The organism is Olleya sp. Ti.3.14, from assembly GCF_038154885.1.
In the GTDB taxonomy this organism is placed as follows: Bacteria; Bacteroidota; Bacteroidia; order Flavobacteriales; family Flavobacteriaceae; genus Olleya.
Map to the genome: position 1 here is coordinate 427,407 of NZ_JBAKAO010000001.1, position 15,459 is coordinate 442,865.

Sequence of the window (15,459 nt, forward strand, 5' to 3'; positions counted from 1 at the left end):
TTAGTTGTTATTGGTTAAGCATCACTTGATTGATTACTTTATAAAGAGATTGCAAATAATTATATGTTACAGTTTTATCAAAAAAAAAAAAGCGAACCAAATTGGCTCGCTTTTTTTTGTTTCCGCGAAAGCGGAATATTTATTTAACTTTTAAACATGTAATGCTCTATCATCCGTTGCAGCTAAAGCAGCTTCTTTTACCGCTTCTGCAAATGTTGGATGTGCATGTGACATACGCGAAATATCTTCGGCAGATGCTCTAAATTCCATAGCAACTACTGCTTCTGCAATTAGATCTGCACAACGTGCACCAATCATGTGTACACCTAATACTTCGTCAGTCTTTTTATCTGCAAGGATTTTTACAAATCCATCTAAGTCTCCTCCTGCTCTAGCACGACCTAACGCTCTAAACGGAAATTGACCTACTTTATAATCTACTCCAGATTCTTTTAACTCTTCTTCTGTTTTTCCAACAGCAGCAACTTCTGGCCATGTGTAAACAACACCAGGAATTAAGTTATAATCTATATGTGGTTTTTGACCTGCTAAAGTTTCGGCAACAAAAACACCTTCTTCCTCTGCTTTATGTGCTAACATTGCACCTTTTACAACATCTCCAATTGCGTAAATGTTAGATACATTAGTTTGTAAATGGTCATTAACTTCTACTTGACCTCTGTCTGTTAATTTAACTCCAGCAGCTTCAGCATTTAAACCATCTGTATAAGGCTTACGTCCAACAGACACTAAACAATAGTCTCCTTTAAACTCAACAACCTCTCCTTTTTTGTTTTCTGCTTTAACAATTACTTCTTCTCCAACACGCTCTACTGACTGTACTTTATGAGATAACATCATGTTAAATTTAGCCTTTTTAAAGACTTTATTCAACTCTTTAGACAAAGCACCATCCATTCCTGGAATAATTCTGTCCATATATTCTATAACAGTAACCTCTGCACCTAAACGTCTGTAAACTTGACCTAACTCTAAACCAATAACTCCACCACCAATCACAATCATGTGCTTAGGGATTTCTTTAAGTTTTAATGCTTCAGTAGAGGTAATAATACGCTCTTTATCTAACGTAATAAATGGTAAAGTAGATGGTTTACTACCTGTAGCTATAATCGTATTTTTTGCTTCGATTGTAGTTGTTTCTTCACCTTCGATAACAATATGAGTAGCATCTTTAAAACTACCAACTCCAGTAAAAACGTCTATATTGTTTTTTTTCATTAAAAAGTCAATCCCACCCGTAGTTTGATCTACAACTGCCTGCTTACGACCAATCATTTTTTCTAAATTCACTTTAATATCTCCCGGAATTTCGATCCCATGATCTTCAAAGTGCTTAGTTGCTTCTTCATAATGATGTGAAGAAGCTAATAGTGCTTTACTTGGTATACATCCTACATTTAAACATGTTCCACCTAAAGTAGAATATTTTTCAATAATTGCAGTTTTCATTCCTAATTGTGCGCAACGTATTGCTGCTACATATCCACCAGGACCTGAACCGATAATTGCTACGTCGTATTGACTCATATATTTTGTTTTTTCGCTTTCGCGGAAATTAATAATTGTTATTTACTATAACAAAAGTACGATTTTGTGTGATTATTTACTAAAGACTTGTAGCTAATTTTTGAATAAATACCCTATTGAAAATTGAAAAACACTATTATGATTGTTATAGGTTTGATCTTCTATTAAATTGGATAAACCAAAATAATACCTAAGTCCAAATAACACTCTAGAATCTGTTTTAAATCCTAATCCTAAATTAAGACCAAAATCGGTTTGATTAACATTGGTTATGTCATTATTATAGTTGGTTGATCCAACTTTTTTGACTGCTCCTACAGAAAAACCTGCTTGTGGTCCTGTTTCTAAATAAAAATTATTAACAGGATAATACCTTAAACTTAATGGCACAGTTATATAGTTTAATATTGCGTTTTCTGCACCAACAGAGCTAAACAAAACTTCTGGTACTAATTGTAACTTATTGTTTATCTCCAACTCTCCTGTTAAACCTATATGAAAACTAAATCGCGATGAGTATTCCTCTGCAAAATCTCCTGAAATTGTGGCTATATTACCACCTAATTTAAGACCTAAATAAGATGTTTTTTTTTCTTTTTGACTAAAACTCAAGGTCGTAATTAATAATAGAAAGTATAATAAATTGTGTTTCATTTAGAGGTTAGATTATTTTAGTTTTTCAAAAGTAAAATTTAAAACACAACAAAAAAGTCTGCAAACATATTTTTACACAAAATATATAAATACAGACTTTTAATAATAGGTTACCCTATTTAGATTAATAGCAATGTAAAATTGCACAATACTGATAATTAACACAATACTTAAATTGAGTAATTTTAATTTTAAATTAGATTTTTATTAAATTTTAGCATACCAACTAACTCGCCAGTAGAAGAAATTTTTAATTTTTTTAGAATATTACGTCTGTGTGTATCTACAGTATGCGAACTAATGTTTAATTTTTCTGAAATCTCCTTACTAGTTAAATTTAACACTAACAATCTAATAACGTCACGCTCTCTATTACTAATAGACTCTTTTAATAATTTCTGGGAAAAATTATTAAAATATATCGTTTCATACTCATTATTAGCATTAAGTAATTTAGCTGAAGCTGTAATTTGCATTTTTATTTTTGGGTCTAAAATCGTGTAATGCGCCAATCCAATTATTGGCTTCATGTCTATATCAAAAGATAATGGTGTTGTATTTTGCACAATGTTAACATAGGTGTCGTTTCCGTTTTTAAATCTGTAATTCCAAGTATAGTTAGCCTTACTCCTTTCTGTTGGTTTAATCTTAGATAATGTAAACTCCATTAATTGGTTCATGGCACTTAACCAAACTTGGATATCCTCTGGATGTATACGACTCCAAAAATAGCGCATCCCTTGTGTTTTTAAGATGTTAGGATCTATAGCTAAGCAAGAACTTAGGTTTTTACTTATGTATTCAAATTTTAAATCTTGTGTATTGGTCACACAAAAAAAGGTGGAACTATAGGGTAAGTAACTATCCAATTCCATCATTTTTTTAATATGTGTTTCTAATGATGGTTTTTCATAAGATTTAAAGATATTTTTATATAGTTCCTTGATTTGTGAATACTTCATTTAAAAAATTATTAATAGCGATTAATTTGTAAACAAGTTATAAAAAAAATTAAATTGGTATGGCAGTAGTACTTTTTACTTCACTGATAACAAACATACTATGTGTACTTCCAATATGGTTTATGTTGGTAAGTTTTTCTACCATAAACTCCCTAAAGGCTTCCATATCTTTAACCATAACTTTTAATAAGTAGTCATAATCACCACTTATATGATGACATTCTAAAACCTCTGTTAAGTTGGTTACCTCCTTTTCAAATTGTACGACATATTCTTGGATGTGTTGCGATAGTTTTATGTGACAAAAAGCAACAAAACTTTTTTCGACCTTTTCCTTTTTTACTAAAGCAACATATTTATTAATCACTCCATTATTTTCTAGCTTTTTAATACGCTCAAAAACAGCAGTTACCGATAAATTTAATTTGTTTGACAACTCTTTATTGGTCTGTTTACTATCGTTTTGCAGTAATTGTAGTAGCTTTTTGTCAATTGCATCAAAGGTCATATTGGAAAAATTTTCAGTGGAATTAAATTAAAATCAAATATACATAATTTATTTTCTATATAATTAACAATATTTAGTTTTAAAATCTAAATTCAATTACATCTATTGATTATTAATCTAGCATCAATGATATTTGATGTAATCATTACTAAAACTAATACAAATGAAATTTAAACCAGCAGACAACATACAAGACTTACAATATTTTGGAGAATTTGGAGGAGTAAACCCTTCAATATCAGACTCGTCTACCTACACTTTTTTGAAAGCAAAAACCATGTTTGATACTTTTGAGGGTAATACAGATGGATGCTATTTATACTCTAGACACTCTACCCCTTCAAACCTTTATTTAGGTGAAGCATTAGCTGCTATGGAAGGGACAGAAAGTGCCAATGTTGCAGGATCAGGAATGGGAGCAATAACACCTACCCTATTACAACTTTGTGGTGCTGGTGATCATATTGTTTCTAGCCGAACGATTTATGGTGGTACTTACGCGTTTTTAAAGAATTTTACACCTAGAATGAATATCCAAACGTCGTTTGTAGACATTACAAAATTAGACGTGGTTGAAGCTGCAATTACTAAAAACACAAAAGTTTTGTATTGCGAGTCTGTAAGTAACCCTTTATTGGAAGTTGCAGACATTAAAGGTTTAGCTGCTTTGGCTAAAAAGCACAACTTAACCTTAGTTGTGGACAATACGTTTTCACCTTTATCTATTTCGCCAGCACAATTAGGTGCAGATATAGTAATACATAGTTTGACTAAATTTATAAATGGATCTTCGGATACTATGGGTGGCGTTGTATGTGGTAGTAGTGAGTTTGTAAACTCATTAAAAAGTGTCATTGATGGTGCAAGTATGTTACTTGGTGCTTCTATGGACAGTTTACGCTCTGCTTCGATTTTAAAAAATATGAGAACACTGCATATCAGAATGAAGCAACACAGTAAAAATGCGTCTTATTTAGCCGAAAAATTTGAAGGACTAGGCATTAAAACAGTATATCCAGGATTAACTTCTCACCCATCTCATGACGTTTTTAAATCTATGATGAATGAAGCTTATGGTTTTGGAGGCATGTTAACTATAGATGCTGGATCCTTAGATAAAGCCAATGCGTTAATGGAATTAATGCAAGAAAAAAACGTAGGTTATTTAGCGGTAAGTTTAGGTTTTTATAAAACCTTATTTAGTGCTCCAGGAACCTCTACATCTTCAGAAATACCACAAGACGAACAAGCAGAAATGGGATTAAGCGAAGGTCTAATTAGATTTTCTATTGGATTGGATGACGATATAGAGCGTACTTTTAACATGATAAAAGCATGTATGATTGAAGTTGGTGTTTTACAATTAGAAACAGCATAACTTGATTAGTAATTTTTTAATAAAAGCCTGAGCAAATACAATGTTCAGGCTTTTATATTTTCATTTAAAAAAGCACAAAAACAACATGTATTAAAGCTTGTAATTATACTTCAAATTAACCTAAATTCAATGCTAAATTACCCTTTCCAAATTCACATAAATATTAATCAGAAGTTAATAGAATAATAAACTTTGTTGCCAATTACTTTTAACCTGCTAATTTTCAACACATAAATCCATTTGCATAACTTATTGTAAAATCGTAACATTACAACACTAAAAAAACTAACTGACATGCAAGACGACAATATTTCAGAATTTAAAGCAAACGATCAAAATATAGTTGAAAATAAAGAACTTAATTTTATTGAAGCTCTAATTCCTGTCGTGATACTTATGGCAATGTTGGCATACAACATTTTTTTTGTAGAAAGTCAAGAGTGGTTTGGAACTTACACTAACCAAATCATCTTACTTTTAGGTGGTGCAGCTGCTGCAATTGTAGGATTATTTAATAAAGTTTCTGTTAAACCTATGATTAAAGAAATCTGGGAAAACCTACAAAGTGTTTTTGTACCAATCATGATTTTGTTTTTAGTTGGTGCTCTAGCTGGTACTTGGTTAGTCAGTGGTGTAATTCCTGCAATGGTCTATTATGGACTACAAGTGTTAAGTCCTGCTATATTTTTACCTGCTTCTGTAATTATTTGTGCCATTATATCTATAGCAACGGGAAGCTCTTGGACAACCTCTGCAACCGTTGGTATTGCTTTAATAGGTATTGGAAGCGCATTAGGTATTAGTCCTGGTATGATTGCTGGTGCTGTAATATCTGGAGCCTATTTTGGAGATAAAATGTCTCCTTTAAGTGATACCACAAACCTTGCTCCTGCTATGGCTGGAACAGATTTATTTACACACATTAGGTACATGACCTTTACAACTGTACCAACTATAATAATCACTCTAATTGCTTTTGGAATTATGAGTGCTACAATAGAAACCACAGGAAGTGCTGATATAAGTGGCTTGTTAACTAGTATAGAAGGCACATTTAATATCACACCAATGTTATTTATTGTACCATTGGTTGTAATTGTTTTAATATTATTTAAAACTAAACCCTTAATCGCCTTAGTTACTGGAGTTATTCTAGCAGCTATTTTTGCTTTTATATTTCAATCAAACGTATTAAATGGATTAGCAGACTCAAACTTTACTGCCATTATAAAATCTATTTTAACAGACACGCAAATCACTACAGATAACGATAAACTTAACGACTTATTTAGTGCTGGTGGTATGCAAGGTATGCTTTGGACCATCCTATTAATTTGTTGCGCTATGGTTTTTGGAGGTATCATGGATGCAATTGGTGCATTATCTAGATTAACTAAAGCACTTTTAAAATTAGCTACTACAGTTTTTGGATTGTTTGCCAGTACTGTTATTAGTTGTTTAGGCTTAAATGCTATTGCTAGCGACCAATATTTGGCGTTAGTAATACCTGGTAAAATGTTTAAAAAAGCATATCAAGATAAAGGACTTGCGCCAGAAAACTTAAGTCGTACTTTGGAAGATTCCGGAACTGTAACCTCTGTACTTATCCCATGGAATACTTGTGGTGCATACCAATCGGAAGTTTTAGGTGTAGGTGTTGGCGAGTATTTTGTATATGCTATCTTTAATTGGCTTAGTCCATTTACAACCTTATTTTTTGCTGCTCTTAATCTTAAAATAAGAATGCTAAAAGATAAATCATTATAAATTATACCTTTTTACATAAACTATAATTAAAATTTATAGCCTAATAAGATTTAAAAATTTTATTAGGCTTGTTTTTTTAATATCATACTGTACTTTTGCACACTGTAAAAACAAAGTTATTAATTTTAAAATTTTAAACAAATGGCAATAGTAGGAAAACAGTTTCCAGATTTAAACGTAGACGCAATGAACGAGTTGGGAGATACTTTTAAAATCAACGTTCTTGAAGAAGCAAAAAACAACAATAAAAAAGTAGTTTTATTCTGGTACCCAAAAGATTTTACTTTTGTTTGTCCAACAGAATTACACGCTTTTGAAGCTGCTAAAGAAGAGTTTGCAAAAAGAAATACAATTGTTATTGGTGCATCATGTGATACTCCAGAAGTACACTTTGCATGGTTAAGCCAATCTAAAGATAATGGTGGAATCGAAGGTGTAACTTACCCAATCCTTGCAGATAGTAACCGTAACTTATCTAGCATCTTAGGTATTTTAGATATTAAAAACGAAACTTACGATGAAGCAACCGGAACTGTACAAGTAGAAGGTGACAACGTAACTTACAGAGCAACTTATATTATTGACGAAGATGGTATCGTACAACACGAAAGCATTAACAACATGCCATTAGGTAGAAACGTTGGAGAATACTTACGTTTAGTAGATGCATTAACGCACGTACAAGAAAAAGGTGAAGTTTGTCCTGCAAACTGGGAAGAAGGTAAAGATGCAATGCAAGCTAACGCTAAAGGTACTGCAGCTTATTTAGCAAACCACGTAAACTAAATTATTATGTTACAAGAACTAAGTCAAGATAACTTAAGCGAAATTATAGCAAACAACGACACTGTAGTAGTACAATATTCGGCTACATGGTGTGGTAACTGTCGTATCATGAAACCAAAGGTTAAGAAATTAGCTAGCGAGTTAGAAAATATAACATTTGTTATCGCTGACGCGGAAAAATTTCCGGAATCAAGAAAATTAGCTACTGTAGATAATTTACCAACGTTTGCAACATTTAAAGGTGGACAATTTGTAAATCAAACACAGACTAACAAATTTGACGTTTTAAAAGAGTTAGTTGACGAAGTAGCATAACAACAAATAAGTCAGGTTGAGTATAGTCGAAGCGTAAAATACTTCGGCTATTTTCAATAGGATTAAAAAAAATAATTATCAATGAAATTACCTGTAATAAAACATTTAGCTCAATTTATAGAAGACAATGACGAGGATTACATCGTTGAAACTATTGAAACTTTAGAAGCCCTAACCGAAGTACCATCTTTAAAAGATGAAGAGTTAGACGTTATTGGAGAGCTAATCTCTAATATGTATGGCGCAATTGAAGTTAATAAAATGATTAAAGATGGTACACCTAAAAAAGAGGCTGTAAACAACTTTATGAAACGTGTTTTAGGTTCTATTGATAAGTAAGCTTGAGAGAAAGAAAAAGAATTATTAAAACCACTTTATATACTAAAGTGGTTTTTTTATATCTAACAATTAATTGGTTAACCAATTTTTAGTACCTTACAAGGTATTACAAATCTAAACAACCAATACCATGATCAAAAATCACTTATCACAAGTATCTTACTGCTTTATAATTACTACTATATTAGTATTTAATAGCTGTAAAGACAAAATAAATAGTAAAAACCAAACTAAAACAGAGCAAACAAAAGTCTCTAAAACAGTCTACGCTAGTAATGTTATTCCGTTTTTTGACCAATGGAAACTAATTTTAGGTGATGGTTCAAATGCTGGAATTGCTACAGATTTTGAAAACAAAGATTTTTTCTACACTCAAAACGATGGAAAAGACAACTGGATTGTATTTAAATCGCCAAATGGTGGTGATACCCACGGGACATCAAATAATACCAGAACCGAATTAGCACAAACAAAAAAATGGTATCCAAAAACTGCCAATGATAAATTATCTGCAACATTAAAAGTAATGAATGTATCTGCAACAGGAGATGCAACTGTGGCTGCATCACATTCGGTTGTGGTAGGACAAATACACAGTGCAGATGCTTTTGAAAATGAACCTCTGAAAATATTTTATAAAAAATATCCAGGACACACTAAAGGCTCTGTCTTTTGGCATTACGAAATTAATACAGCAGGAAATGATAACTCAAAACGTTGGGACTACTCCACTGCTGTTTGGGGCAATGACTTTTCTGTTGTTGGTAAAGATGCCAATACATATCCAAATGAACCAAAAGAAGGCATAGAATTGGGAGAAGAATTTAGTTATCAAATCGTAGTAAAAGATGGTATAATGAATTTAACTTTTACAAGTCCTAATCATGAAACCAAGACCTTTACAAAAAACTTATTACTATCAGAATACACTACTAAATCTGACATACCAGAGCAAACTAAAAAGTTGTTTTTTCCAATTGGACAAGATGGTGTAGAGCGTCCTGAAGCTTATGCAGGCGAAGGATGTTTCTTCAAATTGGGTTGTTACAATCAAACTAACGGAAAATCTCCAGAAGTAAACAAAAACTGGTGTTCTGGTGCAGAAACACATGGTGGTAACATCCAAAAGCAATATGCGGATGGTAATTATGCCGAAGTTTGGTTTAAAACAGGAAGCATAGAAGTAAGTGATTATGCAGTTTCTAATGATGGGTATTTTTCTAAAAACGATTAGAAAGCATGCATTATACCAATTATAAACCACTTTATAACTGTAAAGTGGTTTTTAAACTAGTGATTACTCTCCTAACCAAAAGCAATCTGTAATCCCATTAATACAAACACAAATCCGCTAATTTTATTAAGCCAAATCCCTGATTTTGGATGCCCTATTATTTTAGTTGAAAACGTACTAGCAAACATAGTTAAAGTCACATACCAAACCACACCTATTACTGCAAATGTAATGCCTAATAAAATAAACGGAATAGGATCTTCTATTTTAGAAGGTATAATAAACTGTGGAAAAAATGCCAAAAAGAATAATGCAACTTTAGGATTTAAAGAATTAGTTAAAAACCCAGACCAAAAGTCGTTTTTAGAGCTATTTTCAGCTTTTTTTATCACATTTTCTGTAAACAAAGCAGAAGTATCTCTATATTTTTTTATGCCAATATAGACTAAATAAACTGCGCCAATATACTTAATTACCATAAAGGCTATCGCAGATTTTGCAATTAAAACCGTTAAACCAATTGCAGACAAAAACGTGTGCGTTAAAATACCTGTATTAACACCCATTGCTGATACTATACCAGATTTACGACCTTGACCAATAGATTTATTCAACACAAATACAGTATCAATTCCTGGTGTCATTATAAAAAATAAAGCAGTAACCATAAAGGTCATAAAATTCTCTATGCCAAACATACTATTTCAGTTTACGGATTATAATAAAATGTTACACAAAGAAACTAGGATTATAAGTGCTAAAAAATACATATTTTTGATTCAGTAATGCAAAAAACGCATTTATTATGACCACACAGCAAATTAAATACTTTTTAGTGTTAGCGGACGAGCTTCACTTTTGGAACACTGCACAAAAGGTTTACATCTCGCAATCCTCTTTAACCAGACAAATACAAGCGTTGGAAGACGAGCTTGGTTTTTCACTATTCGAAAGAAATAAAAGAAACGTAAAACTAACCGATACTGGAAAGTTTTTACAACAACATTGGAGCAAAACCATAAACGAGTTAGATCATATTTACCAACAAGCCAAAAAAATTAATCAAGGTGATACTGGCGTAGTGTCTATCTCTTATCCTGGTTCTATCACCTTTAGTTTGTTGCCTAATTTTCTAGATCTTATTAATACCAATTTGCCAGATCTTAAATTAGAACTAGCCGAACTTACAGACGAAAACCACGAAAAACTACTCCTAAATTACCAAACAGATATTGCGTTTAGTCGCGACTCTCTTTCGCATATTAATATACAATCGCTTAAATTATTTACAGAGCCTATTTGTATTGCTGTTCCCAACGACCATTGGTTAAATGCAGATACCGTTAACAATATAGACAAACTGAAACACGAAAACTTTATACTTTCCGGTTTACACCAAACCACCTATTTTTCGTCTTTATTACGTAATTTGTTTAATCAGTATGGTTTTGAACCTAAAATTAGCATCGAATCCGATTTTGGTGGTATGATTTTAAATCTAGTGTCCAAAGGACTTGGCATTTCTATTTTACCGCATTCTTTTAAATATTCAAAATTTAATAATGTGCGTTTTATAGATTTAGAACAACAGATCGATTTGTATATCCATTGGCGAAAAAACGAAGTCAACAAAACCATTACCAAGGTTATAGGTTGTACTAAACAGTTGGATACAAGCGTCTATTAGGCAATAAATTATTATCAAAAAACTTTAAAAAGCACAAAAAATTGAACAGTAATCACCAAAATGTATACTAGTTTTAATACCATTTTATGAATATTAATTTTAAAACCACCTGACTGAAGCTTGGTGGTTTTTTGTTTGGATAATTAGTTGATTTTCATTCGGTTTTTGGTAACTTCGTTTAAGCTTATAACTTTTAATATAAATAAACTCATCATATCCCTCTATATTTATGGAATATGAATAATAAGAGTTTATATAAAACGAGTTGTGCTTCATTAAAAAACTGAAAATAAAAATTGAAAAATAAAGATGAAATTCAAGGCTACTATGCAGACTGTTATGTGTTAACGGGAAAAAGAAATTACGATTTTATTATTCAATTATTAGATTACTTCACACCAAATAGACGAGAATTAGCTGATGAATATGAAGTTCCTCAATATTCTGATAATCCAATAGAGATACTTAAAAATGCTGATGAAGCAATTAAATATCTATGTAAAAACAAAGAAATAAAACACACACTTTATTGGGAAAACCCAGATAAAACTGAAATGAAAGGTTTGGAATTATTTTTTACTGATGATAAATATTTAATATGTGGAATCTATTGTGATACAAAATTTCCAAATACAGAAATTGAAGATAATTATTTTAAAAAGTTAAAAGACATTTGCGAATCTGAACAAGGTTATATTGCCTATGAAGAACCCTCTGTGCATAATAGTAAAGAGTTTATCGAAATAGCAAAAAACTGGGAATTGAATAATAGAAATGAAGACCATAAAAAATTTTTATTAAATAATCAAAAAGACTAAAAAAAAAACAGCCGAATTATGAATCAATAAAAAATAACCAAAGCTCAACAATGGCTATAATTAATACGCGTTTTGGTGCTTAACCCAAAGTTTAGACTTTTTAACCAAGTCCGCTAAAACTTTTAAGTTTTGGTTTAAAATGAAAAATAAAACAAAATTAAAAGTTTTGGCTAAGTACTTATTCGGTAATTCACTACTTATAATTCCCGTACTAACCATAGCCAAGACGTAAGCAAATATTAAACTCAAACTCTAAACTTAATCTCATTGGGAATTGAAAGAAATAAATTAATTGGTTTTTTCGGAATTGGAATATTTACTTATAAGACAATTTCAGGTTTAAGTTATAGTTTTTCTGACCTTACGAAAGATTTATTGATTTTATTAGATTCCAAACCTTCTTGGACTTTTTGGATTTCGGAATTATTTGGACTTATTCTATTTGTAATATTAATTAATATTATAATTAATCGTGTTTTTATAAATTATAAAACCATTAGTGAAAACGTTCTGAAATATTTTATTTGGAGTTTTTCTGCTTATTTTATTATTCAAGTTATTCAAATTTCTTATCCTTCAATAAAATCCTTTTTCGTATTTGAAGTAGAAAATATCGGAATTAAAGAATACTATGGCTATTTAGGAAATAACCATATGCTATATTTTACACAATCAATTTTCTATTATTTAGGAGAAATAATTGCAATTATTTTGATTTATAATAAAATAAAGAACGAATGAAAACGATTTGCTAAAACCGTGTATAATTAATTGCTTGTTTTAAGCCTGCTTATGGACATTCCTGTGGAATACAAGATGATTGAATTATTCGCTAGTTTATTACTTAAATCACGAAAAACCCCAAACATAATCACGTTTCAGCCATTACAAAATTAAGATCTAAATAACAATTATAAAGTCAAAACAATAAAATGCCCAACAACGAAGACCTAAAAGAAGTTGCAAAACTGTTTTTCAAATTAGGAAGCATTGCTTTTGGTGGTCCTGCAGCGCATATTGCTATGATGGAGGACGAGGTGGTTAAAAAAAGAAAATGGATAACACCACAACATTTCCTGGATTTGGTTGGTGCTACTAATTTAATTCCTGGCCCAAACTCCACCGAAATGACCATGCATTGTGGACATGAAAAAGCAGGTTGGAAAGGACTAATTGTAGCCGGTTTTTGTTTTGTATTTCCTGCGGTAACCATTACCATGCTTTTTGCTTGGTTGTATCAACAATACGGACAACTTCCAAAAGTAGACCCTTTTATTTATGGTATTAAACCAGCTGTAATTGCTATTATTTTAGGTGCAGTTTATAGACTTGGTAAAAAAGCACTTAAAAACGTTCAATTGGGTATTTTAGGCGCATACACTTTGATTGCATGTTTATTTGGTGCTAACGAAATTGTAGCGTTATTTGCCTGCGGATTTTTAGGTTTACTATTGTACTTTTTTGAAAACAATAAAAATAACCTAAACAGTTTTACACCTCTTGTGGTGCTACAATTATCAGTAACGCCAAGCACATTAAAAATACTTTGGACCTTTTTAAAAGTTGGTGCTTTACTATACGGAAGTGGTTATGTATTATTTGGTTTTCTGGATGCCGAATTAGTATCTACTGGCTTACTGTCTAGACAAGAATTGATAGACGCAGTTGCTGTTGGACAATTTACACCAGGACCAGTATTATCTACTGCGACCTTTATCGGTTGGCAATTAGGAGGTTTTTGGGGAGCTATAGCTGCAACTGTTGGTATTTTTCTGCCTTCCTTTGTGTTTGTTGCTATATTAAATCCGTTTGTGCCTAAAATGAGAAAATCTAAAGTTGTTTCTGCTTTTTTAGATGCAGTAAATATTGCTGCTGTTGCTGTAATTATAGCGGTTTGTGTAGCTATGGGACAAGACACACTAACGGATTGGCGCACTATAGTCATTGCTATGGTTAGCATACTTTGTGTCTTTATATTTAAAAAAGTAAATAGTGCTTTTATTGTTATTGGTGGCGCTTTATTGGGTTTTGTGCTAACCTTGTTTTAGTTAGTTTTAATACCACAAAAACATCCAAATCATATTTTTATCTTAAAAAAAATAGTGTATTCAAATAATTGTGTAATTTTGTTGACTAATCAACAGTTTTGCAAATGTCAAAAAAATATATTTTTACAGATTCGGTTGGGTATTTAACCACTACCATATCACGAATATTAAAACAAAAATTGCAAGGTCGTTTTAATACTTTAGATTTAAATACCACTCCAGAACAATGGCGATTATTGGTTTTAATTTCTAACGAAGGCGAAATGAACCAAAGCCAAATTGCCAAATTGCAACATAAAGATAGAGCTGCTACAAAACGCATGCTGGATAATTTAGAAAACAAACAATTGGTGATTAGAAAATCTGGTGTAGATGCAAGATCTAATACTATTGCATTAACTAAGGCTGGCGAACATGTAGTACAAGTATTTAAAGAAGCCTCTAAAAAAACGGTCACGGAAGCATTAAGTTGTTTTACAGAAACGGAAGCCAAAACGCTAAACCAATTATTAAATAAATTATTAAATCACATAGAATAAAAAAAAATATAATAATTGTTGATTAATCAACACTTTATAATGCGTAAAATGACACAAAAACACTTTAGAGAATACTTACTTTCTGCCATCAATTTTTAAATTATAAAACCAAAAAATAATGAAAAAAACAAACAAAAATTCAGCAAAATTACGCGTCATTCTTAACCTGTTATTTTTTATACTTATGGTTTTAGTATTGATACCACAAAGTACAGGTATTCCAATACACGAATGGTTAAGTTTAGTTATTCTGTTACCATTTTTTTTACACTAATTAGTTAACTGGAATTGGATAGCAAACCAGTCTAAAAAACTAATTAAAAATAAAATTCAGAAAACTAAATTTGATTACTTTTTTTATTTGGCTTTTATATCTTTTAATGCTAGTAGTAACGGTTTCCGGAATTGTAATTTCAGAAGCTGCTTTACCTGTTTTTGGTATTCATTTTAAAACCAATACCTTTTGGACAGCAACACATAATCTATCGGCTACTTTATTTATTGCCTTTTTAGGTATTCATTTAGCATTACATTGGAAGTGGATTGTCCAATCCATAAAAAAACTAAAGTTACTAGCAGATTTACACTACTTAAAACAAACCGCAACTGTTGTTAAAAAACAGCGTAAAGCATTATTGCTTTTATTAGCATTAAGTATAATCCTGTCTTTAGGGATTTGGTTAATTGAATACTCTAATTGGGCACAGCAAATCACTTTAAATTCTGCAAAAAACACCAGTAAAAACACTCAAAAACCAACACAATCATGGTTACTTTATGTATTACCGTTGGTAAAAGTTACTGTATTCTTAACTATTCCTGCGCTATTAACAGGACTGGTAATTAAAATCAAAAAGAAATTAAAAAAATAAA

The 15,459-nt window shown here is 31.2% G+C and carries 18 protein-coding genes; 13 read left to right on the top strand and 5 right to left on the bottom strand.

What is annotated here, in order from left to right; genetic code table 11:
* Nucleotides 1-150 precede the first annotated feature (150 nt).
* The 4 genes from lpdA to V6251_RS02000 all read right to left on the bottom strand — a co-directional run bounded on the left by lpdA (nucleotide 151) and on the right by V6251_RS02000 (nucleotide 3,675).
* Complete coding sequence (lpdA, locus tag V6251_RS01985) at nucleotides 151-1,551, bottom strand: dihydrolipoyl dehydrogenase (RefSeq protein ID WP_341586823.1); 1,401 nt, start codon at nucleotides 1,549-1,551, stop codon at nucleotides 151-153.
* 93 nt (nucleotides 1,552-1,644) lie between these two features.
* Entirely contained in the window at nucleotides 1,645-2,205 is a 561-nt protein-coding gene (locus V6251_RS01990; protein ID WP_341586824.1) for a porin family protein, read from the bottom strand.
* Between the two features lie 191 nt (nucleotides 2,206-2,396).
* On the bottom strand, nucleotides 2,397-3,167 hold the full coding sequence (locus V6251_RS01995; RefSeq protein ID WP_341586825.1) for a response regulator transcription factor: 771 nt from the start codon (nucleotides 3,165-3,167) through the stop codon (nucleotides 2,397-2,399).
* Between the two features lie 49 nt (nucleotides 3,168-3,216).
* Complete coding sequence (locus V6251_RS02000; protein ID WP_028281948.1) at nucleotides 3,217-3,675, bottom strand: Lrp/AsnC family transcriptional regulator; 459 nt, start codon at nucleotides 3,673-3,675, stop codon at nucleotides 3,217-3,219.
* A 163-nt stretch (nucleotides 3,676-3,838) separates the two neighbouring features.
* Here V6251_RS02000 and V6251_RS02005 point away from each other — a divergent pair, with 163 nt between their 5' ends.
* The 6 genes from V6251_RS02005 (at nucleotide 3,839) to V6251_RS02030 (ending at nucleotide 9,494) form a co-directional block, all read left to right on the top strand.
* Nucleotides 3,839-5,053 (top strand): aminotransferase class I/II-fold pyridoxal phosphate-dependent enzyme, encoded by a 1,215-nt coding sequence (locus V6251_RS02005; RefSeq protein WP_341586826.1) that lies wholly within the window; start codon nucleotides 3,839-3,841, stop codon nucleotides 5,051-5,053.
* Between the two features lie 294 nt (nucleotides 5,054-5,347).
* Nucleotides 5,348-6,820: a Na+/H+ antiporter NhaC gene (gene nhaC, locus V6251_RS02010; RefSeq protein ID WP_341586827.1), complete on the top strand. Its 1,473-nt coding sequence runs from the start codon at nucleotides 5,348-5,350 to the stop codon at nucleotides 6,818-6,820.
* Between the two features lie 141 nt (nucleotides 6,821-6,961).
* Nucleotides 6,962-7,606 (top strand): peroxiredoxin, encoded by a 645-nt coding sequence (locus V6251_RS02015; protein ID WP_341586828.1) that lies wholly within the window; start codon nucleotides 6,962-6,964, stop codon nucleotides 7,604-7,606.
* Between the two features lie 6 nt (nucleotides 7,607-7,612).
* Nucleotides 7,613-7,921, top strand: coding sequence for a thioredoxin family protein (locus tag V6251_RS02020; RefSeq protein WP_101202575.1), 309 nt, complete (start codon nucleotides 7,613-7,615; stop codon nucleotides 7,919-7,921).
* A gap of 81 nt (nucleotides 7,922-8,002) precedes the next feature.
* Nucleotides 8,003-8,260: a DUF6952 family protein gene (locus tag V6251_RS02025; RefSeq protein WP_145001895.1), complete on the top strand. Its 258-nt coding sequence runs from the start codon at nucleotides 8,003-8,005 to the stop codon at nucleotides 8,258-8,260.
* A gap of 130 nt (nucleotides 8,261-8,390) precedes the next feature.
* Nucleotides 8,391-9,494, top strand: a complete 1,104-nt coding sequence (locus V6251_RS02030; RefSeq protein ID WP_341586829.1) for a polysaccharide lyase family 7 protein — start codon at nucleotides 8,391-8,393, stop codon at nucleotides 9,492-9,494.
* Between the two features lie 71 nt (nucleotides 9,495-9,565).
* Here the strand turns inward: V6251_RS02030 and V6251_RS02035 are convergent, their stop codons facing one another.
* On the bottom strand, nucleotides 9,566-10,192 hold the full coding sequence (locus V6251_RS02035) for a LysE family translocator (protein WP_341586830.1): 627 nt from the start codon (nucleotides 10,190-10,192) through the stop codon (nucleotides 9,566-9,568).
* A 107-nt stretch (nucleotides 10,193-10,299) separates the two neighbouring features.
* Here V6251_RS02035 and V6251_RS02040 point away from each other — a divergent pair, with 107 nt between their 5' ends.
* The 7 genes from V6251_RS02040 to V6251_RS02070 all read left to right on the top strand — a co-directional run bounded on the left by V6251_RS02040 (nucleotide 10,300) and on the right by V6251_RS02070 (nucleotide 15,458).
* Nucleotides 10,300-11,181: a LysR family transcriptional regulator gene (locus tag V6251_RS02040; protein ID WP_341586831.1), complete on the top strand. Its 882-nt coding sequence runs from the start codon at nucleotides 10,300-10,302 to the stop codon at nucleotides 11,179-11,181.
* Between the two features lie 296 nt (nucleotides 11,182-11,477).
* On the top strand, nucleotides 11,478-11,999 hold the full coding sequence (locus V6251_RS02045; protein ID WP_341586832.1) for a hypothetical protein: 522 nt from the start codon (nucleotides 11,478-11,480) through the stop codon (nucleotides 11,997-11,999).
* 267 nt (nucleotides 12,000-12,266) lie between these two features.
* Entirely contained in the window at nucleotides 12,267-12,740 is a 474-nt protein-coding gene (locus V6251_RS02050; RefSeq protein ID WP_341586833.1) for a hypothetical protein, read from the top strand.
* Between the two features lie 191 nt (nucleotides 12,741-12,931).
* Nucleotides 12,932-14,047 carry a chromate efflux transporter gene (chrA, locus tag V6251_RS02055; RefSeq protein ID WP_341586834.1) on the top strand — a complete coding sequence of 372 codons (1,116 nt, stop codon included), beginning with the start codon at nucleotides 12,932-12,934 and terminating at the stop codon, nucleotides 14,045-14,047.
* Between the two features lie 104 nt (nucleotides 14,048-14,151).
* Nucleotides 14,152-14,586, top strand: a complete 435-nt coding sequence (locus V6251_RS02060; RefSeq protein WP_341586835.1) for a MarR family winged helix-turn-helix transcriptional regulator — start codon at nucleotides 14,152-14,154, stop codon at nucleotides 14,584-14,586.
* A 118-nt stretch (nucleotides 14,587-14,704) separates the two neighbouring features.
* Nucleotides 14,705-14,860: a hypothetical protein gene (locus V6251_RS02065; protein ID WP_341586836.1), complete on the top strand. Its 156-nt coding sequence runs from the start codon at nucleotides 14,705-14,707 to the stop codon at nucleotides 14,858-14,860.
* A gap of 70 nt (nucleotides 14,861-14,930) precedes the next feature.
* Complete coding sequence (locus tag V6251_RS02070) at nucleotides 14,931-15,458, top strand: DUF4405 domain-containing protein (RefSeq protein WP_341586837.1); 528 nt, start codon at nucleotides 14,931-14,933, stop codon at nucleotides 15,456-15,458.
* Nucleotide 15,459 lies beyond the last annotated feature (1 nt).